The sequence below is a fragment of the Streptomyces ureilyticus genome (assembly GCF_011045025.1).
In the GTDB taxonomy this organism is placed as follows: domain Bacteria; phylum Actinomycetota; class Actinomycetes; order Streptomycetales; family Streptomycetaceae; genus Streptomyces; species Streptomyces ureilyticus.
Genome location: NZ_JAAKZX010000010.1, coordinates 14,942 through 35,977, shown reverse-complemented (window position 1 = coordinate 35,977; position 21,036 = coordinate 14,942). Strand labels below are relative to the sequence as shown.

General features: G+C 70.7%; 21 protein-coding genes and 1 pseudogene. 12 read left to right on the top strand and 10 right to left on the bottom strand.

The features are described 5' to 3' along the window. Positions 1-20 precede the first annotated feature (20 nt). Positions 21-1,118 (bottom strand): L-cysteine desulfhydrase Cds1, encoded by a 1,098-nt coding sequence (gene cds1 / locus G6048_RS05140; protein WP_165338288.1) that lies wholly within the window; start codon positions 1,116-1,118, stop codon positions 21-23. Positions 1,119-1,478: 360 nt separating this feature from the next. On the opposite strand from cds1, the gene G6048_RS05135 reads away from it, so the two are divergent. Both G6048_RS05135 and G6048_RS05130 read left to right on the top strand, forming a co-directional pair. Then, the gene (locus tag G6048_RS05135) at positions 1,479-1,802 is read left to right on the top strand and encodes a hypothetical protein (RefSeq protein ID WP_165338234.1); all 324 of its coding nucleotides are present in this window, start codon (positions 1,479-1,481) and stop codon (positions 1,800-1,802) included. 185 nt (positions 1,803-1,987) lie between these two features. Beyond that, positions 1,988-2,464 (top strand): ATP-binding protein, encoded by a 477-nt coding sequence (locus G6048_RS05130; protein ID WP_165338233.1) that lies wholly within the window; start codon positions 1,988-1,990, stop codon positions 2,462-2,464. A 118-nt stretch (positions 2,465-2,582) separates the two neighbouring features. On the opposite strand, the gene G6048_RS05125 is transcribed toward G6048_RS05130, so the two are convergent. The 3 genes from G6048_RS05125 to G6048_RS05115 are packed head-to-tail and all read right to left on the bottom strand — an operon-like array spanning position 2,583 to position 6,195. Then, on the bottom strand, positions 2,583-5,147 hold the full coding sequence (locus G6048_RS05125; RefSeq protein WP_165338232.1) for an ABC transporter permease: 2,565 nt from the start codon (positions 5,145-5,147) through the stop codon (positions 2,583-2,585). Then, on the bottom strand, positions 5,144-5,917 hold the full coding sequence (locus tag G6048_RS05120) for an ABC transporter ATP-binding protein (RefSeq protein WP_165338231.1): 774 nt from the start codon (positions 5,915-5,917) through the stop codon (positions 5,144-5,146). The genes G6048_RS05125 and G6048_RS05120 overlap by 4 nt, the downstream gene beginning before the upstream one ends. Further along, complete coding sequence (locus tag G6048_RS05115; RefSeq protein ID WP_165338230.1) at positions 5,914-6,195, bottom strand: SHOCT domain-containing protein; 282 nt, start codon at positions 6,193-6,195, stop codon at positions 5,914-5,916. Before G6048_RS05115 ends, G6048_RS05120 begins: the two co-directional genes overlap by 4 nt. 183 nt (positions 6,196-6,378) lie before the next feature. Here G6048_RS05115 and G6048_RS05110 point away from each other — a divergent pair, with 183 nt between their 5' ends. From G6048_RS05110 to G6048_RS05100, 3 genes are read left to right on the top strand one after another with little or no spacing between them, the layout of a single operon-like run. Beyond that, on the top strand, positions 6,379-6,990 hold the full coding sequence (locus G6048_RS05110) for a TetR/AcrR family transcriptional regulator (protein WP_165338229.1): 612 nt from the start codon (positions 6,379-6,381) through the stop codon (positions 6,988-6,990). Positions 6,991-7,001: 11 nt separating this feature from the next. Further along, positions 7,002-7,580 (top strand): DUF4865 family protein, encoded by a 579-nt coding sequence (locus tag G6048_RS05105; RefSeq protein WP_165338228.1) that lies wholly within the window; start codon positions 7,002-7,004, stop codon positions 7,578-7,580. 24 nt (positions 7,581-7,604) lie between these two features. Then, complete coding sequence (locus G6048_RS05100; protein ID WP_165338227.1) at positions 7,605-8,018, top strand: tautomerase family protein; 414 nt, start codon at positions 7,605-7,607, stop codon at positions 8,016-8,018. Positions 8,019-8,024: 6 nt separating this feature from the next. On the opposite strand, the gene G6048_RS05095 is transcribed toward G6048_RS05100, so the two are convergent. After that, positions 8,025-9,494 (bottom strand): ketol-acid reductoisomerase, encoded by a 1,470-nt coding sequence (locus G6048_RS05095; protein WP_165338226.1) that lies wholly within the window; start codon positions 9,492-9,494, stop codon positions 8,025-8,027. A gap of 88 nt (positions 9,495-9,582) precedes the next feature. Between G6048_RS05095 and ilvY the strand changes: the two are divergent. After that, positions 9,583-10,441: pseudogene (ilvY, locus tag G6048_RS05090) on the top strand (HTH-type transcriptional activator IlvY). Here ilvY and G6048_RS05085 read toward each other — a convergent pair. Both G6048_RS05085 and G6048_RS05080 read right to left on the bottom strand, forming a co-directional pair. After that, the gene (locus G6048_RS05085) at positions 10,428-11,669 is read right to left on the bottom strand and encodes an ROK family protein (protein WP_165338225.1); all 1,242 of its coding nucleotides are present in this window, start codon (positions 11,667-11,669) and stop codon (positions 10,428-10,430) included. The pseudogene ilvY and the gene G6048_RS05085 overlap by 14 nt on opposite strands. 40 nt (positions 11,670-11,709) lie before the next feature. Beyond that, positions 11,710-12,372, bottom strand: coding sequence for an alpha-ketoglutarate-dependent dioxygenase AlkB family protein (locus G6048_RS05080; RefSeq protein WP_165338224.1), 663 nt, complete (start codon positions 12,370-12,372; stop codon positions 11,710-11,712). Between the two features lie 91 nt (positions 12,373-12,463). Between G6048_RS05080 and G6048_RS05075 the strand changes: the two genes are divergently transcribed. Further along, on the top strand, positions 12,464-13,624 hold the full coding sequence (locus tag G6048_RS05075; RefSeq protein WP_165338223.1) for a methyltransferase: 1,161 nt from the start codon (positions 12,464-12,466) through the stop codon (positions 13,622-13,624). Here the strand turns inward: G6048_RS05075 and G6048_RS05070 are convergent. Beyond that, positions 13,614-14,408, bottom strand: coding sequence for an AraC family transcriptional regulator (locus G6048_RS05070; RefSeq protein WP_165338222.1), 795 nt, complete (start codon positions 14,406-14,408; stop codon positions 13,614-13,616). The two genes, G6048_RS05075 and G6048_RS05070, sit on opposite strands and share 11 nt — an antisense overlap. A gap of 70 nt (positions 14,409-14,478) precedes the next feature. Here G6048_RS05070 and G6048_RS05065 point away from each other — a divergent pair, with 70 nt between their 5' ends. Then, positions 14,479-15,300 carry a phytanoyl-CoA dioxygenase family protein gene (locus tag G6048_RS05065; RefSeq protein ID WP_165338221.1) on the top strand — a complete coding sequence of 274 codons (822 nt, stop codon included), beginning with the start codon at positions 14,479-14,481 and terminating at the stop codon, positions 15,298-15,300. Beyond that, positions 15,297-15,581 (top strand): hypothetical protein, encoded by a 285-nt coding sequence (locus G6048_RS05060; protein WP_165338220.1) that lies wholly within the window; start codon positions 15,297-15,299, stop codon positions 15,579-15,581. The genes G6048_RS05065 and G6048_RS05060 overlap by 4 nt, the downstream gene beginning before the upstream one ends. A gap of 34 nt (positions 15,582-15,615) precedes the next feature. Here G6048_RS05060 and G6048_RS05055 read toward each other — a convergent pair whose 3' ends face one another. Both G6048_RS05055 and G6048_RS05050 read right to left on the bottom strand, forming a co-directional pair. Next, a complete protein-coding gene (locus G6048_RS05055) occupies positions 15,616-16,470 on the bottom strand; it encodes a class II fructose-bisphosphate aldolase (protein WP_165338219.1) in 855 nt (284 codons plus the stop codon). Positions 16,471-16,523: 53 nt separating this feature from the next. Further along, positions 16,524-17,408 (bottom strand): SIS domain-containing protein, encoded by an 885-nt coding sequence (locus G6048_RS05050; protein WP_165338287.1) that lies wholly within the window; start codon positions 17,406-17,408, stop codon positions 16,524-16,526. A gap of 218 nt (positions 17,409-17,626) precedes the next feature. Between G6048_RS05050 and G6048_RS05045 the strand changes: the two genes are divergently transcribed. The 3 genes from G6048_RS05045 to G6048_RS05035 all read left to right on the top strand — a co-directional run bounded on the left by G6048_RS05045 (position 17,627) and on the right by G6048_RS05035 (position 20,964). Further along, a complete protein-coding gene (locus G6048_RS05045) occupies positions 17,627-18,223 on the top strand; it encodes a TetR/AcrR family transcriptional regulator (RefSeq protein ID WP_235989483.1) in 597 nt (198 codons plus the stop codon). Between the two features lie 109 nt (positions 18,224-18,332). Further along, on the top strand, positions 18,333-19,565 hold the full coding sequence (locus G6048_RS05040; protein ID WP_165338218.1) for an amino acid deaminase/aldolase: 1,233 nt from the start codon (positions 18,333-18,335) through the stop codon (positions 19,563-19,565). Between the two features lie 55 nt (positions 19,566-19,620). Further along, a complete protein-coding gene (locus G6048_RS05035) occupies positions 19,621-20,964 on the top strand; it encodes a D-arabinono-1,4-lactone oxidase (protein ID WP_328825675.1) in 1,344 nt (447 codons plus the stop codon). Positions 20,965-21,036: the final 72 nt, after the last annotated feature.

The window sequence follows — 21,036 nt, the reverse complement described above, 5'->3', positions numbered from 1 at the left end:
CGCGTGCGCCCCAAGTACACCTAGTCCGGCCACACCCCCGTAGCCAGCAGTGACTCGATCGTCTTCGCGTACGGCGCGATGCCCAGGCCCTGCGCGGCCAGCCACTCGTCCGAGTAGTACTTGTCCAGGTAGCGGTCCCCGGGGTCGCACAGCAGCGTGACCACGCTTCCCGTGCGGCCCGCGGCCACCATCTCGGCGACGATCTTGAGGGCGCTCCACAGCCCGGTGCCGGTCGAGCCGCCCGCCTTGCGGCCGATCGACTGTTCCAGTGCGCGTACGGCGGCCACGCTCGCCGCGTCCGGGACCTTCATCATCCGGTCGACGGCGCCCGGTACGAAGCTCGGCTCCATGCGCGGCCGGCCGATGCCCTCGATGCGTGAACCGCAGTCGGTGGTGACGTCCGCGTTGCCCGTCGTCCAGCCCTCGAAGAAGCAGGAGTTCTCCGGATCGGCGACGCAGATGCGGGTGTCGTGCTGCATGTAGTGCACATAGCGGGCGATGGTCGCCGACGTGCCGCCGGTGCCGGCCGTGGCGACGATCCACGCGGGCTCGGGGTAGCGCTCCAGCTTCAGCTGGCGGTAGATCGATTCGGCGATGTTGTTGTTGCCGCGCCAGTCCGTGGCCCGTTCCGCGTAGGTGAACTGGTCCATATAGTGGCCGCCGGTCTCGGCCGCCAAGGCGGCGGACTCCTCGTACATCTTGCGCGGGTCGTCCACGAAGTGGCACTGCCCGCCGTGGAATTCGATCAGTCGGCACTTCTCGGCGCTCGTCGTGCGCGGCATGACCGCGATGAAGGGCACCCCGATCAGCTTCGCGAAGTACGCCTCGGAGACGGCCGTGGAACCGCTGGACGCCTCGATGACGGGCCGACCACGCCGGATCCAGCCGTTGCACAGGCCGTACAGGAACAGCGAGCGGGCCAGTCGGTGCTTGAGGCTGCCCGTGATGTGGGTGGACTCGTCCTTGAGGTACAGGTCGATGCCCCACGCCTCTGGCAGCGGGAATCGCAGCAGGTGGGTGTCGGCGGAGCGGTTGGCGTCGGCCTGGACCTTGCGTACGGCTTCCTTGAGCCAGTGCCGGTACTCCGTGTCGCTGTGGTCGACGTCGAGTGTGGCCATCGGCTCGTGGGCGCGGGCCTGCTCTGGGGTTGTCACGGCCGGGCTCCTTAAGGATGGGCCGACACCGGTTCGGCGGGTCGGACGCGTCGATCATAGACAGCTTCCGCACGCTTCTCACCTGCATAAACAATCCTTTGGGCACCTCAAAGGAACCACTGGTACACAGCGGTGGGGGGGCGCATCCGCGCGAGTGCGCCGGACCGTGCGCCCGACGTTCGCGTGCGCACTGGTGCGAGACGCGCGGGACGTGCAGACTGCACCGCAGGGGACGGCGAACCCGACACGAGACGGCGATCCCGAGCGCCACGCACACTGGACCAGGACGGAGCACAGCCGTAGCGCACAAGGGGGCGGGGCATCATGGCGGAGCCGGAGTTCACGGCCACGGGCGTACGGATCGGGAAGAGGCTGCGTTCGCTCACCCGGGCCGGACAGGTCAGGATCAGCGACGGCAGGCTGGAGTTGCTCACCAGCTACGGCAGCGAGATCGACAGCGCACCCGTGCGGGCGGTCCGCGCGTCGAAGCCGTGGTTCGCCCATGACGACCGCGCACTGGCGGAAGTCAACGGCACCCGCTACACGCTCACCCTCGGCGAGCACGACCCCGCTCCGGGCGAGGCCGGACCGCCCGCCGCCCGCCGGTTCATCGAAGCGGTACGCAAGGCGGCGGGGCGCGGTCACTGACGGTGCCACGAGTTGCAGGACCCCCTCCCCTGCGTCACGCTGATCCCACGTCACTCTGGGTTCACCGGTGATCACGCTGTGAAACAGCGCGCGCCGGTCACGAACAGCAGGCGGCCATGGCACCAAGGCACCCTGCTGGATCCGTTCTCGTCTTCTTCCGGACCTCAATTCGGGGAGTCGCAGCCGTGATCAGTCAGCCAAGCAGGCACTGCACGGTGGAGCTCCAAGCCCTGCCGTCGCGGATCGGCCAGGTCCGCAGGATCGTCTCGGCGCAACTGCGCTACTGGCATCTCGACGCCTTGATAGACCGGGCCGCGCTCGGTGTGACCGAGCTGCTGACCAACGTTCACCAGCATGCCGAGCCCGACAAGGTGTGCACCGTGGAGATCGAGCTGCTGCTCGACCGGCTCACGGTTTCGGTGCGTGATCACGATCCGCGGCTTCCTGAGGTGCGCGACGCCGACGTGTCCGCCACGTGCGGTCGCGGGCTCGCGATGGTCGCCGCGCTGAGTGAGAGCTGGGGGGTGCGGCCGGACGGCGAGTCCGGCAAGGTCGTGTGGTTCGCGCTTGCGGCACCGTCGCCTGCGGTGACGCTGCCTCCTTGTCCGCCGTATGGGGCGGTTACGGAGGCGGTGAGCGCTCCGCTGGGGGTGGTTGGTTAGAACGTGCGGTTTGCCTCCGGCGGTTGGGCGGGTGGGTTCGTTGTCGGCTGCGGCGCCGTCATGGCTGTTCGCGCAGTCGCCCATGAACTGAATCCACCCGCCCCGTGGGCGCCCCCGCTCAACCGCCGGAGGCAATGGCGCGAAGCACGTCCAGGCGTGCTGCCCGTCCCGCCGGCCGCAGGGCTGCCAGCGCTCCGGCCGCGAGGCCCACGAGTGCCACCAGTGCGAGCTGCGTGGGCGGCAGGGCGAAGGCGAAGGCACTGTCGCTGGCGCCGTCGGACGCCTTGACGAGGACCCAGCCGAGGAAGGCGCCGAGGACGAGTCCGCCCAGCGTGCCGAACGCGGCGACTAGGACCGACTCCCAGCGGACCATGGCGCGCAGCTGGGCCCGGGTCTGGCCGACCGCTCGCAGCAGGCCCAGTTCGCGGGTGCGTTCGTGGATCGCGAGGGTCAGCGTGTTGGCGATGCCGAGCAGCGCGATCAGTACGGCGAGGGCGAGCAGCGCGTAGACCAGGGTGAGCATCATGTCGATGCCGCCGGCCGAGGACTGTGCGTACTCGTCGCGAGTCTGCACCTCGGGGTTGCCGTAGGCCGCCGCGATCTTTTCGACCGCCGCCTTGCCGTCGGGCGCGCTCACGCCGTCCTTGAAGGAGACGGCCACGAGGGTGTCGGAGTCCTGGGTGCGATGTGGGGCCCAGGCCTCGCGGGTGATGACGTAGTCGCCCGCGAGTTCCGACTGGCCGTAGACCGCGCGGACCGTGAAGGTGTCCTTCTTGCCGTCGGTGAAGGTGAGTCGGGTCTTGTCGCCGGCCTTCAGGCCCTGCTCGTCCGCCTCGTTCTCGGTGATGGCGATACCGTCCGTGCCGAGGTTCCGCATCGAGCCCTGGATCGTGCCGAGGTCGAAGGCCCGCTCCAGCGCGGCCGGGTCGGTGACCGTCAACGCGCGGCCCTTGCCGTCGACTTCGGCGACTCCGCGGCCGAGACCGACAGCCGTGTCCACCTCGGGCCGCTCCGCGATGGCGCCGGCGAGCCGGGGGCTCAGTCCGCTGCCACCCGCGCCGAACGACGGGGTGCTGACGGCGACGTCGCCCGCGAAGGACCGCGACACCGTCTGGTCCATGGTGGCCTTCAGCGAGGCTCCGAACACCGTGAACAGCGAGACGACGGCGACACCGATCATCAGCGCGCTCGCGGTGGCGGCGGTCCGCTTCGGGCTGCGCAGGGCGTTGCGCCTGGCCAGCCCGCCGGTGACACCGCGCAGCCGGTCGAGTGGGCTGCCGAGGGCGCGTACAGCCGTGGTCGAGGCGACCGGGCCGAGGACCACGAATGCGGCCAGCGCCAGGAGGGCGCCGGAGCCCGCGAGCCACAGGGAAGGGCTCACGAACACCCCGGTCAGCGTGACCGCTATGGCCAGCACGCCGAGTCCGCCGCCTACGACGGCGCGGGTGCGGGACGCGCCGGACTGGTCGACGGCCGTTTCCCGCAGCGCGGCGAGCGGTGCGGTGCGGCCGGCGCGGCCGGCGGGCAGCAGTGCGGAGCCGAGGCAGACCACGATGCCGACCGCCAGCGGCAGCAGCATCGACAGGCCGCTGATCACCAAGTCGCCGTCGGGGAACGGGAATCCGATCGCCGGGAACAGCGCCTGCAGACCGGCCGCGATACCGATACCGCCCGCGAGACCCGCCGCAGACGCCACCACGGCGACGGCGCTCGCCTCGACGAGCGTGGAGACGGTGACCTGGCGACGCGAGGCGCCAAGTGCACGCAACAGGGCGTTCTCCCGGGTGCGTTGGGCGACCACGATCGCGAAGGTGTTGTGGATGGAGAAGGTCGCGACCAGCAGCGCCACGCCCGAGAACACCAGCAGGAAGGTGGTGAACAGGCTGAGGAACTGGTCGGAGATCATGTCCGTGTTCTCCGCGGCCGACTCCTGGCCGGTGATCGCCTCGATTCCCTTGGGCAGTACGGGAGTCAGGGCGTCCACCAGCTCCTGCTGGCTGGTGCCGGGACCGGCCCGCACCTGGATGGTCGCGGCCTCGCCGGGCTTCGCGGTCAGGTACTTCTCGGCGTCGGCCTGCGTCATACCGGTGAAGGTCACCTGCGCCATGCCGTCCTCGCCACCGAAGGTCGCGAGACCGACGATCGTGACCTTGACCGGGTCGGGCGTACGCAGGGTCGTGGTGTCGCCGATCTTCAGGTCTCCCCGCTCGGCGGTGCCGCGGTTGACGACGACCTCGCCGGACTTCGACGGGGCGCGTCCTTCGGCGAGTTGGTACGGATTGAGCTTCGCGTCGTCGATCCAGTTGCCCGCGAGCGTGGGCGGGCCCGCGCCGCCGATGGGGTCGCCGTCGGCGCCGATGAGCTGGCCCGCGCCCTCGATGGTGGGTACGGCGGCGGCGACGCCGGGCGTGTCCTCGATCCGCTTCACCAGGCCGGTGTCGACGGGCTGTCGTACGCCCTGGCTCTCGCCCGGCGTGGTGATGGTGTCGGCGCTGCGGACGACGGCGTCGGTGCCGCTCGTCGCGTTGCCGAACATCGTGTCGAAGCTGGCGCGCAGGGTGTCGCCCATGACGAGGGTGCCGGCCAGGAACGCGACTCCGAGGAGCACCGCCAGGAACGTACCGGCGAAGCGCCGTTTGTGGGCGCGCAGGGACGACGCGCTGATGCGTACGGACGCGTTCATGACGGCACCTCGAAGGCTTTCATGCGGTCCAGGACCTTGTCGGCGGTCGGGGAGGTCATACGGTCGACCAGGCGCCCGTCCGCGAGGAACACGACCTCGTCGGCGTGCGCGGCGGCCACGGGGTCGTGGGTGACCATGACGACCGTGCGGGCCGTCTGGCGCACCGTGCGCCCGAGCAGGCCGAGGACTTCCTCTCCGGAGCGGGAGTCCAGGTTGCCGGTCGGCTCGTCGGCGAAGACGACGTCCGGCTGCCCGGCGAACGCCCGGGCCACGGCGACGCGTTGCTGCTGGCCGCCGGAGAGCTCGGAGGGCCGGTGGTGCAGTCGGCCGCGCAGACCGACGACGTCGATCAGCGCGTCGATCCATTCGTCGTCGCGGATATCGCCCTTGCCGCCCGCCAGGTCCAGCGGCAGCGTGATGTTCTCCGCCACGGTGAGCGTCGGCACCAGGTTGTACGCCTGGAACACGAAGCCGACGCGGTCGCGGCGCAGCAGGGTGAGTCGGCGGTCGTCCAGGGTGCTCAGCTCGGTGTCGCCGATGTGGGCGGTGCCCGAGGTGAGCGTGTCGAGTCCGGCCGCGCAGTGCATCAAGGTGGACTTGCCGGATCCCGAGGGGCCCATGATCGCGGTGAAGCGGCCGGCCGGAAAGCCGACGCTCACCCGGTCCAGGGCCCGCACGCTGGTGTCGCCGCTGCCGTACACCTTCACGGCGTCGACGACGCGGGCGGCGGTGCGCGTGGGGGTCGTAGTCGTGGTCGCGCTCGTGGTCATGCCGCACCGCCCTTGCCGGTCCGGCCGAACTGCTCGTCCAGGACGGACAGCCGGCGCCAGTACTCGTCCTCGTCGATCTCGCCGGAGGCGAAGCGGTGGCCGAGCACGGTGATGGGTGAGTTGTCCTCGGCGGCCGGCCGCCGGGGGCCGCGGCGTCCGCGCCACACCGTGCGGCGCAGCAGCGCGATGCCGCCGCCGATGACCAGTGCCCAGATCACCGGGAAGAACAGGATCCACGGGCCGGGCCCGCCATCGCCGAAGTGCGCCAGGGTCTGCATGATCGGTCAACTCCTCGGTAGCGAATGTGCTGTGCGATGTCCTTGCGTGTCGCTTCCGAGAGTCGTCCCGCAGGGGGTCCCGGGTCGTCGTACGCCCAGCGGCAGTGCGCGTACCTCCGCGGGAGTACGCGGGTGGCCCACCGCTGCTTCTCAGAGCAGCCCTCGACTACTGTAACTACTAGTATGTACAGTGCGTCTATGAGCACGCCGGAGCGTCTGATCGAGTCCACCCGTGAGCTGCTGTGGGAGCGCGGTTACGTGGGCACCAGCCCCAAGGCCATCCTGGAGCGCGCGGGCGCCGGGCAGGGCAGCATGTACCACCACTTCCAGGGAAAGCCGGACCTCGCCCTGGCCGCGATCCGGCGGACCGCCGAGGAGATGCGGGCTACCGCCGCGGGAGTACTCGACGGGCCGGGCACCCCGTACGAGCGCATCGAGGCGTATCTGCGGCGCGAGCGCGATGTGCTGCGCGGCTGTCCCATAGGGCGGCTCACGATGGACCCCGACGTGATCGCCAGCGCCGAGCTGCGCGCGCCGGTCGACGAGACGCTCGACTGGCTGCGGGAACGGCTCGCCGGGATCGTCGAAGAGGGCCAGGAGCAGGGCGAGTTCGCGCCCTCGCTGGACGGCGAGGAGATCGCGGCGGCCGTCGTCGCGACCGTCCAGGGCGGTTACGTCCTGGCCCGCGCGTCCGGTTCACCCGCGGCCTTCGACGCGGGTGTACGAGGGCTGCTGTCCATGCTCGCTCCCGCCGCCTCGAAAGCCCGTCCCGAGCGTCCCGCCCGTACCGCCTGAGGAGGCACTCCTTGCACGCCATGCAGTACGCGCTCACCCTGCCCGCCGACTACGACATGGCCGTCATCCGCGACCGAGTCGCACGCAAGGGGCATGTGCTCGACGACTGGGAGGGCCTCGGTGTCAAGACGTACCTGATACGCGAGCGCGGCGTGCACGGATCTCCGGTCAACCAGTACGCCCCGTTCTATCTGTGGAACACAGTGGCGGGCATGAACTCCTTTCTCTGGGGAGGCCCCTTCCAGGGCATCGTCGACGACTTCGGGCGGCCGTCGGTCCGGCAGTGGACCGGGCTGGCGTACGAGGAGGGTGGCGCCGCCCGCTCCCCCGCACGGGTGGCGGTACTGCGGCGCCAACAGGTGCCGGACGGTGCCCAGTTGACCGAAGTGAGAGCTCAGGCGGTACGGGAGACGGGGCGGCTGGCGGGTGAGGACGGCGCGGTGCTCGCGGCGGCCGTCGTCGACCCGAGCCGCTGGGAGGTCCTTCACTTCTCGCTCTGGGCGCACGACGCCTCCAAGGCGGGCGGTGACAGGTACGAGGTGCTGCACATGTCGGCGCCGGGGCGTGACCGGTCGCCCCAAGCCCTGTAAGTCACCTTATCGACAAGGAGATCCATGCCCTTCGTCCGCATCGACGCCCTAGGAGCCGACCCCGATCGGCTCGACGCCCTCGGCCGTGCCGTGCACGACGCCCTGGTAGAGTCCATCGGAATCCCGCCCGACGACCGGTTCCAGGTCCTGGTCGGCCATGACGGCAGCCGCAGCACATTGCGCTACGACGACGGTTACCTCGGGATCCACCGGGACGACGGCCTGGTGTACGTCACGATCACCCTGCGCTCCGGGCGGACCCCCGCGCAGAAGCAGGCGCTGTACCGGCGGATCGCCGAACTCGCCCTGGCCTACGCGAGGACCGAGCCGCGGAACGTGTTCGTCAACCTGATCGAGAACGAGCCAATCGACTGGTCCTTCGGCGAAGGCGTGGCGCAGTACGCCGTCTCCTCCGCTGCGACCGGGCCTTCGTCCTAGAGCCCTCTAGACCACGGCGATGTCCACGGACGGCCGGAGCTTCGCCGCCGCGGCCAGCGCCTCGTGCACCGGATTCGCGGCGAAGGCGTTCAACAGGGCCTGGTCAACGGGATCTTCGGAGGCCGGGAAGGCGATCTGCTCGTACGCCGCCTGGAAGCGTGGGCCCCAGCGGCGGGTGCCCAGGCGGGCCGTGCGGGAGCAGTTGTCGACCATGTACGCGACGTCGCGGGCGTGCATGTAGGGAAGCAGTGAGTCGACGGCCTCGATGACCGACTCGTTGACGATCTCCGACCAGGGGTGGCCACGCTCAGCGAACTCGTCGATCTGGGCCGTCATGGTGGCGATGAAGACGCCCGCCGTGAACGGGTCGAGGGGCAGGGCGCGTTGGGCTCGTCGGGCGCGTACCTCGTCGCCCGCCGCCCACATGGGCGAGCCGCCGATCTCGGTCATCGGGCGGGTGCCGAGGCGCTGTTCTGCGAGGATCACGCTGCGCAGTTCGGTGCCGTCGGCGACCTCGTCGTAGATCTCGGCGACGAGGTCGCGGGCGGGGCCGTACGTCGCTGTGTACGCGCGGTCGAAGGTGTCCCGGCCCGACGGGTCGAGGTTCTCGCGCACCGCCCGCAGTCCGGAGCGTGAGATGGTGCGGGCGATCGGGCCGGTGACGTTCTCGCAGGACCGCTCGTACGCCGTCACCGGGTCGTCGCCGGCCAGGCGGAAGCGCGCGTACAGGCTCTCGACGATGCCGTGGACGGCGCCGAGCAGGATGGCGCGCTCGCCGACGATGTCGGAGCGGTACTCGCTGTCCAGCGTGGTGTGGAAGGTGTACGGGGATCCGAGCGCGACCGACCAGCCGAGCGCACGGTCGACGGCGTGACCGTCGGGGTCGGCGTGTACGGCGAAACTGCTGTTGATTCCGGCGCCGTTGATCTCCGCGCCCTGCAGGTACAGCTTTCGCACCGAGTCGCCCATGCCCTTGGGGCAGACGGCGATCACCCCGTGCCCGGCGGGGAACTCGCCGCCGGTTTCCCGGAGATGACCGAGCAGAAAGCCGTGCGACAGGCCGATCGTGGCGCCGGGCTTCAGCGCTGCGAACAGTTCCCGGTGGTGGGCGGCGAGCGCGGCGTCCGCGATCAGCAGGATCAGCAGATCGCTCTCGGCCGTGACGGCGAGCCAGTCGCCGAGGGTGCCGTCGGCCTCGGTGAAACCGTGCGCGCGGGCGTCGGCGGCCGAGGCGGAACCGGGGCGCAGTCCGACGGCGACGCGGATGTCCGTACTCGCGAGGGAGTCCCTCAAGTTGCTTGCCTGGGCGCGGCCTTGAGGGCCCCAGCCGATGACGCCGATGCGGTGGACGCCCGCGAAAGCCCGCGGCAGCAGAGGGAAGAGATGGCGGCCGCCGCGCAGGATCGTCTCGGTGCCGCCGGGGACGGTCATGGTTTCGAGGGGGAAGACGGTGGACGCGTACGTCGTCGAGGTCATGGTCGAGTTGTAGGCTCCGGCTGCGTGTTGCGGCAAGCGCAACTTGTGCAGCGCGGTGTTGCGTGAGATGAAAGGCACAGGTGAGGGCATGCTCAACGAGCATCGCGAGCTGCGGCTGTTCCTTCATCTGTCGCAGACACTGAACTTCGGCCGGACGAGTCTGGACTGCCATGTCAGCCCGGCGACGCTGACCCGTACCGTGCAGCGCCTCGAGGCCGGGCTCGGCCACCGGCTCTTCGACCGCGGCCCGCGCGGGGTGTCGCTGACGGCCGAGGGGCACCGCTTCCGCGCGTACGCGATGGAGGCGCTGGAGCTGTGGCGCACGTACCGCGAGGAGCATCCGGATCCAGCCGAACTCACCGGCAGGCTGGCCTTGTTCGCGACGGTGACGGCCTGCCAGGCGCTGCTGCCCGATCTCCTCGCACCCTTTCGCGCCGCTCATCCGCAAGTACGCCTCGACCTGCGCACCGGCGACGCGGCAGCCGCGCTGGCCAGGCTCGACGAGGGCGAGGTCGACGCGGCGGTCGCGGGCATTCCGGCCAGGCTGCCGGGGCCGCTGGTCAGCCGGACGGTGGCGGTGACCGAGCTGGTCTTTGTCACGGCCCGCGACCGTGCGGACGACGGGCTCGGGCTCGACGGGCCGTTCGTGCTGCCGCGCCGCGGACTGGTGCGCGAGGCGGCCGACCGATGGTTTCGCGCGCGGGGCCACACACCCGAGGTGGCGGCCGAACCCGACGGCCACGAGGGGCTGTTGACGCTGGTCGCGCTCGGCTGCGGCACCCGGTGTCGTACCCCGGCTCGTGCTCGAACACAGTGCGGTGCGCGACCGGCTGGCCGTGCTTCCCGCCACTCCCCCGCCTGAGCGGTTCCCGATCGGCCTGTGCGTACGACGCGCCGATCTGCGGCGGCCGTTGGTGTCGGCCTTGTGGAGCCTTACCGGGTCGTGAGCGCGGCGAGTGGGTCGTCGAGCACCGGCTGCCAGGCCAACTCGGCTGCTCCCACCAGGCTGTTGTGGTCGAGCGTGCAGGGGAGGATCGGTACGCCGCCGCTCTGTCCCCACAGGCTGCGGTCGGCGACGACGGCGCGCAGGCGTTCCGGGTCGGCGTCGAGGAGGGCGCGGTGGAGTCCGCCGAGGATGATGCGGTCCGGGTTGAGGATGTTGACCAGCCCGGCAAGTCCCAGGCCCAGTCGGTCGGTCAGTGCCTCGGCGGCCGTGCGGACGGCCGGGTCGGCGTAGTGATCGCGGATCAGGTCGTTCGCCTCCTGGAGGAGCGAGACCTCGGGGCCGGGGTCGCGGCCCGCCGCGGTGAGAAAGGCGAGCGGGTCCGCTTCGACATCCAGGCAGCCGCGGCTGCCGCAGTGGCAGGGGCGGCCCTCGGGGTTGACCGTGAGGTGGCCGACTTCGAGTGCCAGGCCCGAACTGCCCGTGTGCAGACGGCCGTCCAGTACGAGCGCGCCGCCGACGCCGCGGTGTCCTGTCGCCACGCACAGCAGGTCGCGGGCGCCGCGGCCCGCGCCGTGACGGTGCTCGGCGAGCGCGGCGAGGTTGACGTCGTTGGCGGCGAACGCCGGGCCGGTGATCCCGGCCGCGTGGATCCGCTCCGCGAAGATCTCCCGTACGGGTGCGCCCGCCGGCCAGGCCAGATGGAGCGGGTTGAGGGCCGTGCCCTCGGGTTCGGCGACGGCGGAGGGCACGGCGAGTCCGGCGCCCACGCAGTAACGTCCCGTCTGCTGGAGGAGCTGGGCGCCCGCGTCGACGACCGAGCCGAGCACCTTCGCCGGGTCGGCGTCGACGATCTCGCAGCCCGGCGTGGTCGCGACGATACGGCCGCCGAGCCCGACCAGCGCCGCGCGGAAGCCGTCGGCGTGCACCTGGGCGGCGAGGGCGACGGGGCCGTCCTCGGCGAGCCGGAGCCGGTGCGAGGGCCGGCCCTGCGAACCGGCGGCGGCGCCGGGGCGCGCGTCGACCCGGATCAGCCCGAGCGCTTCGAGCTCGGCGGCCACCGCGCCTGCCGTCGCCCGCGTGACCCCCAGTTCGGCGGTGAGCACGGCCCGCGTCGGCGCGCGTCCCGTGTGCACGAGCTCCAGTGCGGGCCCGAGCGCGCCGCGTCCGCGGTCCAGCCGGGTCCTCGTGGTTCCTTCTCCCGCCGCTCGGGGGGTCGAATTGCCGTTCATGAGGGGGAGTCTCCCATGATCCTCTCCGCTGAGCGCCCGGCTAGAAGCCGCTGGCCCGCAGCGTGATGTTGAGTCTGCCCGTCAGGCCCAGTTCCGGGGGCGCGGTGCCCGGGTGCACGCGCGGAACGCCGTGGTACGCGAGCCGGGCGGGGCCACCGAATACGAAGAGGTCGCCGCTGCGCAGTTCCACGTCCGTGTAAGGGCGTGTACGCGACTGAGTGTTGCCGAAGCGGAAGACGCACGTGTCGCCGAGGCTCAGCGACACCACCGGGGCGTCGGACTTCTCGTCGCTGTCGCGGTGCATGCCCATGCGGGCGTCGGCGTCGTAGAAGTTGATCAGGGCGATGTCGTACGGGGCTGTCGGCTGGCCCTCGAAGGCCTCGTCGTCCCCGAGGGCGTCGGCCACCGCGCGACGGCCGAGCTCGCCCAGCCATTGCGGGAACGGCTTCACGGGCGAGCCGTCACCGTCGACGACCGTGCGCGCGTACCCGTACGGATACCAGTGCCAGCCGAGGCAGACCTGCCGCGACGTCATCGTGCCGCCGCCCGGTGTGCGGACCGTGCGCAGGCCGGCGGGCGGGCGCGACCAGTCGCGGCAGGCTGCGAGCAGTTCGCGCTGGCGCCCGGCATCGGCCCAGTCCGGCAGGTGCACCGCGCCGGGCGCGACCTCCGTACGACTCCGGGGAAACAGCTCGGTATTCATGGCTCCATGGTCGCGCACTCCTCGGAGACGTACGGGCGAAAAACGTCATGAGCTGCGGCTCCGCTAGCCTGGGCGCACGATGACCGAGCGTATGGCGACACCATGGGGCGAGCACGAGCTGGCCCGCTTCCCCGAAGACCCCCGTGACCGGCTGCGCGCCTGGGACGCCTCCGACACGTATCTGCTGACGCATCTCGCGGAACTCGCCGAGCGGGGACAGCCGCTGGACGGAACCGTCGTCGTGGTGGGCGACCGCTGGGGCGCCCTCGTCACCGCCCTTCACTCACTGCGGCCGACGCAGATCACGGACTCGTTCCTCGCCCAGGAGGCGACCCGCGCGAACCTGGCACGAGGCGGTGTCGACGCGGACTCGGTGCGCCTGCTCACCACCCAGGACCCGCCGCCCGATCGGATCGACGTGCTTCTGATCCGCGTGCCCAAGAGCCTCGCGCTTCTGGAGGACCAGTTGCTGCGTCTGGCGCCCGGAGTGCACGAGGGGACGGTCGTCGTCGGTACCGGCATGGTCAAAGAGATCCACACGTCGACGCTGCGGCTGTTCGAGCGGATCCTCGGCCCGACCAGGACCTCCCTGGCTGAGAAGAAAGCCCGGCTGATCTTCTGTGAGCCGGACCTCGCGCTCACCCGGCCGAAGAACCCCTGGCCGCACACCTACACGCTGCCCGACGACATCGGCCCCGTCTCCGGCCGCACCGTCGTCAACCACGCGGGCGTCTTCTGCGCCGAGCGTCTCGACGTCGGCACCCGGTTCTTCCTCCAGCATCTGCCGTACGGGCCCGGGGCCGGGCGCGTGGTGGACCTGGGCTGCGGCAACGGTGTGGTCGGTACGGCGATGGCGCTGGCGGACCCGGATGCCGAGGTGCTGTTCGTGGACGAGTCGTACCAGGCGGTGGCCTCGGCGGAGGCGACGTACCGGGAGAACGCGAAGGGAACTGCGGGGACTGGTGTCGGCAGGGCGGAGTTCGGCGTCGGCGACGGGCTGACCGGCGTCCCGCCCGAGAGCGTCGGCCTCGTGCTCAACAACCCGCCCTTCCACTCGCACCAGGCGACGACCGACGCCACGGCCTGGCGGATGTTCTCCGGGGCGCGCCGGTCGCTGCGGCCGGGCGGCGAGCTGTGGGTGGTGGGCAACCGGCACCTCGGCTATCACGTGAAGCTGCGCCGCATCTTCGGCAACAGCCAAGTCGTCGCAAGCGATGCGAAGTTCGTGATCCTGAAGGCCGTCAAGAAGTAGCGCCGGAAGGGTGTACGGTCTCGCCGCGCAGGGCGCGTGGAGAGGCTCCCAGTTCGCGTCGGCACGCCTTGTTGAAGGCCTGTAGATCGGGGATGCCGACGGACGCGGCGACCGCCGGGATGGAAAGCGTCGATGCCCGCAGCAGGTGGTGGGCGCGGTCCAGCCTGCGGCGTCGGACGTACGCGACGACCGTGCCGCCCGTCGCGGTGCGGAAGAGCCGCGTGAGGTGGTTGTGCGAGACGCCCGCGGCGCGGGCGACGGCGGGCACGGTGAGCGGGGCGGCCAGGTTCGCCTCGATGTACGCGATGGCGGCGGTGACGGCCGGGTGAGGTCCGGGCTGCCCGGGGGCGTCCGGGGTGAGGTGGGCGATGCGCCACAGGGCCGTCCAGATCTCGGCCCGGGTGCGTTCGGGCGCGCCGGGCACGGAGGCGATCGCTTGAAGCAACAGGCTCGTGAGTGTGGGGAGTTCGGGTCCTGCGTCCTGCATGACAGGGACGGTGCGCGGCGGTCCGGCAGGGGCGATGCGCAGGTGCGCGTAGAGGTGTTCGGAGCGGCCCTGGTAGCGGTAGCGGACGGTTGCGCCAGGCGGTACGAGGCTGACCCGGCCGGGGCGGACGGTGTGCGACGTGCCGTCGACGATCAGCTCCGCGTCGTACTGGTACAGGTGCAGCTGCCACAGCTCGGGCAGCCGGAACACGTCGGTACGGCTCGCGACGCCGTGCACACCCACTCCGGCGTTCACCACGCCGGGCGGCGCCCCGAGGTGGACCTCCGTCTCGCGCATGGTGAAAAACTACCAGCGGTGGTGAACGGCGCCAACGCGCTGACCAGGGCCTGCTCCGTACGTTGGAGCCATGACTGACACCCAACAGCCGGCGCCTCTCAGCTCGGTGCGGATGGCGCGCTTCGTGGCCCATGGCTCCCTGCGTCTCGACGCGGCGGTCCCCGCGGAGATGAACGCAGAGGCGATCGAGTTCCTGCGGCGGGGCGTCCCGGGCGTGCCCTTCGGCAGCACGGTGCCGGACGCCTACCCCGAGGGGTCCTTTCCCCGGCGCCTCCTCGGCATCCCGGCCGTGGCAGGTGCCTTGCGCAGCCTTGTCGGCCCGGATCCGACCGTCGATCACCACGCCGTCCACATCCGCGAACCCCACGAGGGACAGGCGCAGCCGCTCCACGGTGACGCGATCATCGACGTCCGCACCGACGCCTTCGACGTCCAGTTGATGTACTACCCGCAGGACGTGACGCTCGACATGGGCGGCACCCTCAGCGTTCCGGGCAGCCATCTGCGGCGTACGAACGAGTCGGACACCGGCCGCTACCAGAACCTGCTCGGCCAGTCACGCCTTGTCTGCCCGGCGGGCACCGTGGTGTTTCTGCACCACGGACTCTGGCACGGCGGACGACGCAACGACAGCGACAAGGTGCGCTACATGTTCAAGATCCGCTTCAATCCGACCGTGCGGCAACGGCGCCTGTGGGACACCTCGGACCTCGGCGACCCGCGCGTGGCCGAGGAGCTCTCAACGACCTTCCCGTGGTACGAACCCGCCACCGGCCGCCTGGAAATGTACAACCGCGTTCTGCTGTGGCGCTCGCTGACCGGCGACGCGTCCTTCGACCTCGAGCACTGGGTGACCCGTGTCGCCAACCGCCCGCAGGAGAGCATCGCATGAGTACCCGTCAGCAGGTTCTGGTCCTGTATCTGGCCACCTCCGCGCTGGACGCGCCGGTCGTGGGCTGGTCCGTCTACGACGGCACCGGCCGTACGTCGCCCACCACCGGTGACAGTGACGAACCCCCGTACAAGTCGGGCGTGCACGCCCTGGAGGACGGCTGGCGGTTGTTCCAGGCGGCCCAGTTGATCCCGCCCTATCCGGGGAGCGAGTACGACGTGTCGTTCCTCAAGCACGAGTTCTTCTTCGAGAAGCTCGTCGACACCTCAGCGGGCTCGTAGCCCTGGATGTCATTCGGCTCATGGCACCCGCATGTCATTCGTTTCGCAGCACGCGGATGATCCGCGCCACGGTGTCCGCCATGGCCTCGCGCGCCACCGTGAGGTACTTACGTGAGTCGACCGCCTCCGGATGCGCGGCGAGGAAGTCGCGGATCGCTCCGGTCATCGCGAGGTTCAGAGCTGTTCCGAAGTTGACCTTGGTGATGCCGCCGGTGACGGCCGCTGTCAGCTCGGTGTCCGGGAGGCCGGACGAGCCGTGCAGGACGAGGGGTACGTCGAGGGTGGCGGTGAGGCGTTTGAGGAGGGCGTGGTCGAGGGCGGCGGTGCGGGTGGTCATGGCGTGGGCACTGCCGATCGCCACGGCGAGGGCGTCCACGCCGGAGTCGGCGACGAAGGCACGTGCCTCGGCGGGATCCGTCCGGGCGGCGGGGGCGTGCGCGTCCAGCGGTGGCCGGCCGTTCTTGCCGCCGACCTCTCCCATCTCGGCCTCGATCCACAGCCCTTGGTCATGGGCCCAGCGGGCGGCGGTCCGCGTGGCGGTGAGGTTCTCGGCGTACGGCAGCCGCGAGGCGTCGTACATCACGGAGCTGAATCCGGCGTCGGGTGCCTGTCGCAGCAGTCCGTCGCTCTGCACGTGGTCGAGGTGCAGCGCGATGGGCACGGAGGCCGCTTCGGCCGCCGCGGTCGCGGCGCGGGCCAGCGGGAGCAGCCGTCCGCGGCGGAACTTCACGGCGTTCTCGCTGACTTGGAGGATGACGGGGGCGCTCACGGACTCGGCGCCGGCGACGACGGCTTCGACATGCTCCAGCGTGATGATGTTGAACGCGGCGACAGCGGTGCGTTCCGTGGCCGCCCGGGTGACCAGCTCACCGGTTGTTGCGAGGGGCACGAGCCTCTCCTTTCGGCGGCTTGCGGTGACTTTCGGTGTGACGGGTTCGCCGGTCAGGGCGTGGTGAGGACGACCGAGCGGGTGAGGTGGCGCGGCTGGTCGGGGTCGAGGCCGCGGGCGGCGGCGACGGCCACGGCGAGTCGCTGGGCGCGGACGAGTTCGGCGAGCGGGTCTAGGTGGCCCTCGAGCCACAACCCGCCCGTGGCCCGCACCTGTTCGGCCAGACCGTCCGGCGCCTCGCCGAGCATCCAGGTCGCGGTTCCGGCGGCGGTGATGCTGATCGGGCCGTGCCGGTACTCCATCGCCGGGTAGGCCTCGGTCCAGGCCAGTGCGGCCTCGCGCATCTTGAGCGCGGCCTCGTTCGCGAGCCCCACACTCCAGCCGCGGCCCAGGAACGTGAACTGCGCGCAGTCGACCAGCCCTTCGGGCAGCGGCACCGACAGCGCGGTGCGCGCGTCGGCGACGACGGCCTCGGTGTGCAGGCCGAGGTGGGTCCGCAGCAGGGTGAGCGCGGTGGTGGCGAACCGGGTCTGCACCACGGACCGTTCGTCGGCGAAGTCGAGGACGATCACGTCATCTGCCGCCTCCATCACGGGGGTTCGCGGATCCGCGGTGATGGCGACCGTGCGCGTACGCCCCTTAAGCCGGCCGAGGAGGTCGAGCACCTCGGTGGTGGTGCCGGAGCGGGTGAGGGCGAGGACGCGGTCGTACGTCCGCCCGTACGGGAACTCGGAAGCGGCGAAGGCGTCCGTCTCCCCCTGGCCCGCCTGCTCGCGCAGCGCCGCGGCAGCCTGCCCCATGAACCACGAAGTACCGCACCCCACGATCGCGACCCGCTCCCCCGCGCCGGGCAGCACGGCCGTGTACTCCGCTGCCCGCTCGGCGGCCCGGCTCCAGCACTCGGGCTGGCTGTTCAGCTCGTTCTCGACATGACTCATGCCGTGCTCCCCCCGGAAGGCCGTCTGGCTGGCTGACATGGCTCCATCGTCGCGCACTGTTCGGGGATGGGCGGGCTGAGTGTTCTTGTGAGAGATACCGCGGTCGACGGGCTGCTGTGCGAGCGCGCCGACGCCGTTATGTTGGTCGAGCGTCCAAGACACCGCGATAGCATGTTCGTACGCATCCACTCTCGAGAGCTTGAAGGAGCGGCGGCCGTATGGCTCGCATGGCAGCGAAGGACCGACGGGAAGAGCTGATCGCCGCGGCGATCCGCGTCATGGTCCGCGACGGCGTCACGAAGGCCACGACACGCGCCATCGTGGGCGAGGCAGGTATGCCGCTCGGCGTCTTCCACTACTGCTTCAGCTCGCGCGAGGAGCTTCTGCAGGAGGTCATCACCCGCCTCACGGACAGCAGCGTCGCCAAGGCCAGAGACGTGTTCACGGCGGAGGACGACGACCTCGGTGCGCGCATCACCAAGACGCTGCTCGCCTTCTGGGAGGGTGTGGAGCTCAGCCCGGGAGAGCACCAGGTGGGATACGAACTCACCCACTACGCCCTGCGCCAGGCCGGGTTCGAGGAACTGGCCCGCCGGCAGTACGACCACTACCTGGAAGTTCACCAGGAGTTCCTGTTGGCGGCCGCCGAGAGCGCGGGGATCCGGTGGACCGTGCCCCTTCCCGTCCTGGCCCGCTACCTCAACGCGGTACTGGACGGCGTGACGTTGTGCTGGCTGGCCGACCGCAACAGTGAGCACAGCCGCGAGGTCCTGCGCCTGACGGGCGAGCACCTCCTGACCCTCGCGGAGCGTTGACTTCGGCTGGCCGGTAATGAGACGGTCACCCGTACGAGTCAAGCGTCTTGTACGAGTGACCAACTCAGTCCGGGCAACCTAAGCCCCGCGCCAGCAGGGAGCCTCTGCAATGCAACAGACGGCATCGGCCGCCTCCGCCCTGGTCCCTCTCAACGAGGTCCGGATGGCCCAACTCGACCGCGCCACCGAGCAGTTGGATCCGCCGTTCGCCGTGGTGGACCTGGACGCCTTCGACGCCAACGCCGCCGATCTGGCACACCGGACCGGCTCACGCGCAACCATCCGGCTGGCCAGCAAGTCGGTCCGCAGCCGCCATCTGATCGCGCGTGCGCTCGAGCGGGACGGCTACCGCGGCATTCTGGCCTTCACCCTGCCCGAAGCCCTGTGGCTGGCTCGGGAGCACGAGGACGTGGTCATCGGCTATCCGACCACGGACCGCACCGCGCTGCGGCAACTGGCGAAGGACGAGCGCGCGGCCTCGCGCATCACGCTCATGGTCGACTCCGCCGGCCAACTCGACTTCATGGACGACGTGTTGGGCTCAGGCCGACCGGACCTCCGCCTCTGCATCGACCTGGACGCCTCGCTGGAACTTGCCGGCGGACGCCTCCACCTGGGCCCGTACCGCTCCCCCGTGCACACTCCGGGGCAGGCCGCGGAACTCGCCCGGGCGATCGTGGGCCGGCCAGGGTTCCACCTCGCCGGGGTCATGTCGTACGAGGGCCAGATCGCCGGTCTCGGCGACAACCAGCCGGGGTCGCCCCTGAAGCGTGCCGCGCTCCGCGCCATGCAGCGCTTCTCGGCCCGGGAGCTGGCCGAGCGGCGGGCAGCGGCCATCGCCGCCGTCGAGGCCGTACAGCCGCTGGAGTTCGTCAACGGCGGCGGCACCGGCTCCATCGAGCAGACCGCGGCCGAGCAGGTGATCACCGAGGTCGGTGCGGGATCAGGTCTCTACGGACCCGGACTGTTCGACTTCTACCGGCACTTCCGCCCGCGGCCCGCCGCCTTCTTCGTCATGCCGGTCGTACGCCGCCCTTCCCACCGGATCGCCACCGTCCTCGGCGGCGGCTGGGTCGCCTCCGGGCCGCACGGCAAGGACCGGCTGCCCAGCCTGAGCTGGCCCCAGGGCCTGCGGATGAACCCCCTGGAGGGCGCGGGCGAGGTCCAGACACCGGTACTCGGCAGGGCCGCGCACGGACTGCGGCTCGGTGACCATGTGTGGTTCCGGCACGCCAAGGCGGGCGAGCTGTGCGAGCGCGTGAACACGCTCCATCTGGTGGCGGGCGGGCAGATCGTCGACCAGGTCCCGACGTACCGCGGCGAGGGACACGCCTTCCTCTGAGCCACCAACTCGCCGATTTTCGTAGCCAGTTACGCCGCCAGCAGGAAGGAAGGTCGTGGAAATAACCCGCTACCGTACGCCCCGGGACAAGGCGCCCGAGCGCAGGAGCGTGTGGCAGAACTGGGACGGGAACGTCACCGCCCGTCCGGCACGCGTCACCGCTCCCGCCTCGGTCGAGGAACTCCGCGGCGTCGTACGCCAGGCAGCCGAGGACGGCCTGACGGTGAAGCCCGTCGGCAGCGGCCACTCCTTCACCCCGGCCGCCGCGACCGACGGCGTGCTGATACGACCCGAGCACCTCACCGGCATCCGCGCCATCGACCACGCGGCCGGCACGGTGACGGTGGCCGCGGGGACCCGGCTCGAGGCATTGAACCTGGCCCTGGCCCGGGAGGGCCTGTCGCTCACGAACATGGGCGACATCATGGAGCAGACCGTCTCGGGCGCGATCAGTACCGGAACTCATGGCACGGGCCGTGAGTCGGCCTCGATCGCGGCGCAGATCCGAGGCTTTGAACTGGTCACGGCTGACGGCTCTTTGCTCACCTGCTCGGAGACGGAGAACCCGGAGGTTTTCGCGGCCGCCCGCATCGGACTGGGCGCACTGGGAATCATCACCGCGGTCACCTTCGCCGTGGAACCGCTCTTCCTTCTCACGGCACGCGAAGAACCGATGACCTTCGACCAGGTCACCGCCACCTTCGACGAACTCCACGCGGAGAACGAGCACTTCGAGTTCTACTGGTTCCCGCACACCGGGAACTGCAACACCAAGCGCAACAACCGCAGCGCGGGCCCGCTCGCCCCGGTGGGCCGGTTCAGCGGCTGGTTCGAGGACGAGTTCCTCTCCAACGGCCTTTACCAGGCGGCCAATTCGCTGGGACGTGCCGTGCCCGCGACGATCCCGGCGATCGCGAAGATCTCCAGCCGGGCCCTTTCGGCGCGTACGTACACGGACATCCCCTACAAGGTCTTCACCTCCCCGCGCCGGGTGCGCTTCACGGAAATGGAGTACGCCGTCCCACGCGAGGCCCTCGTCGAGACGCTGCGCGAACTGAAGGCCATGGTCGACCGCTCGGACCTGCGGATCAGCTTCCCCGTGGAGGTCCGCACGGCACCCGCCGACGACATCACGCTCTCCACGGCGTCGGGCCGCGAGAGCGCCTACATCGCCGTCCACGTGTACCGGGGCACGCCGTACCACCAGTACTTCTCGGCCGCGGAACGCATCTTCACCGCCCACGACGGCCGCCCGCACTGGGGCAAGCTGCATACGCGGGGCGCCGACTACTTCGCCGAGGCGTACCCGCGCTTCGCCGAGTTCACCGCCCTGCGCGACCGCCTCGATCCCGACCGGCGCTTCGGCAACGACTACCTGCGCAGGGTGCTGGGCGACTAATCCGGTGACACGGGTCGACAGGGGCGGGGCCCGCCCGCCACCGCTACCGTTCTGTGCGGCAGGATGAATCCC

What these genes read in the sequence shown, in the direction of transcription:
- cds1 (WP_165338288.1), bottom strand. Translation starts at nt 1,118, where the DNA reads ATGGCCACACTCGACGTCGACCACAGCGACACGGAGTACCGGCACTGG.
- G6048_RS05085 (WP_165338225.1), bottom strand. Translation starts at nt 11,669, where the DNA reads ATGAACGGCAATTCGACCCCCCGAGCGGCGGGAGAAGGAACCACGAGG.
- G6048_RS05045 (WP_235989483.1), top strand. Translation starts at nt 17,627, where the DNA reads ATGGCTCGCATGGCAGCGAAGGACCGACGGGAAGAGCTGATCGCCGCG.
- G6048_RS05050 (WP_165338287.1), bottom strand. Translation starts at nt 17,408, where the DNA reads ATGAGTCATGTCGAGAACGAGCTGAACAGCCAGCCCGAGTGCTGGAGC.
- G6048_RS05060 (WP_165338220.1), top strand. Translation starts at nt 15,297, where the DNA reads ATGAGTACCCGTCAGCAGGTTCTGGTCCTGTATCTGGCCACCTCCGCG.
- G6048_RS05120 (WP_165338231.1), bottom strand. Translation starts at nt 5,917, where the DNA reads ATGACCACGAGCGCGACCACGACTACGACCCCCACGCGCACCGCCGCC.
- G6048_RS05075 (WP_165338223.1), top strand. Translation starts at nt 12,464, where the DNA reads ATGGCGACACCATGGGGCGAGCACGAGCTGGCCCGCTTCCCCGAAGAC.
- G6048_RS05070 (WP_165338222.1), bottom strand. Translation starts at nt 14,408, where the DNA reads ATGCGCGAGACGGAGGTCCACCTCGGGGCGCCGCCCGGCGTGGTGAAC.
- G6048_RS05080 (WP_165338224.1), bottom strand. Translation starts at nt 12,372, where the DNA reads ATGAATACCGAGCTGTTTCCCCGGAGTCGTACGGAGGTCGCGCCCGGC.
- G6048_RS05125 (WP_165338232.1), bottom strand. Translation starts at nt 5,147, where the DNA reads ATGAACGCGTCCGTACGCATCAGCGCGTCGTCCCTGCGCGCCCACAAA.
- G6048_RS05115 (WP_165338230.1), bottom strand. Translation starts at nt 6,195, where the DNA reads ATGCAGACCCTGGCGCACTTCGGCGATGGCGGGCCCGGCCCGTGGATC.
- G6048_RS05065 (WP_165338221.1), top strand. Translation starts at nt 14,479, where the DNA reads ATGACTGACACCCAACAGCCGGCGCCTCTCAGCTCGGTGCGGATGGCG.
- G6048_RS05040 (WP_165338218.1), top strand. Translation starts at nt 18,333, where the DNA reads ATGCAACAGACGGCATCGGCCGCCTCCGCCCTGGTCCCTCTCAACGAG.
- G6048_RS05110 (WP_165338229.1), top strand. Translation starts at nt 6,379, where the DNA reads ATGTACAGTGCGTCTATGAGCACGCCGGAGCGTCTGATCGAGTCCACC.
- G6048_RS05095 (WP_165338226.1), bottom strand. Translation starts at nt 9,494, where the DNA reads ATGACCTCGACGACGTACGCGTCCACCGTCTTCCCCCTCGAAACCATG.
- G6048_RS05135 (WP_165338234.1), top strand. Translation starts at nt 1,479, where the DNA reads ATGGCGGAGCCGGAGTTCACGGCCACGGGCGTACGGATCGGGAAGAGG.
- G6048_RS05100 (WP_165338227.1), top strand. Translation starts at nt 7,605, where the DNA reads ATGCCCTTCGTCCGCATCGACGCCCTAGGAGCCGACCCCGATCGGCTC.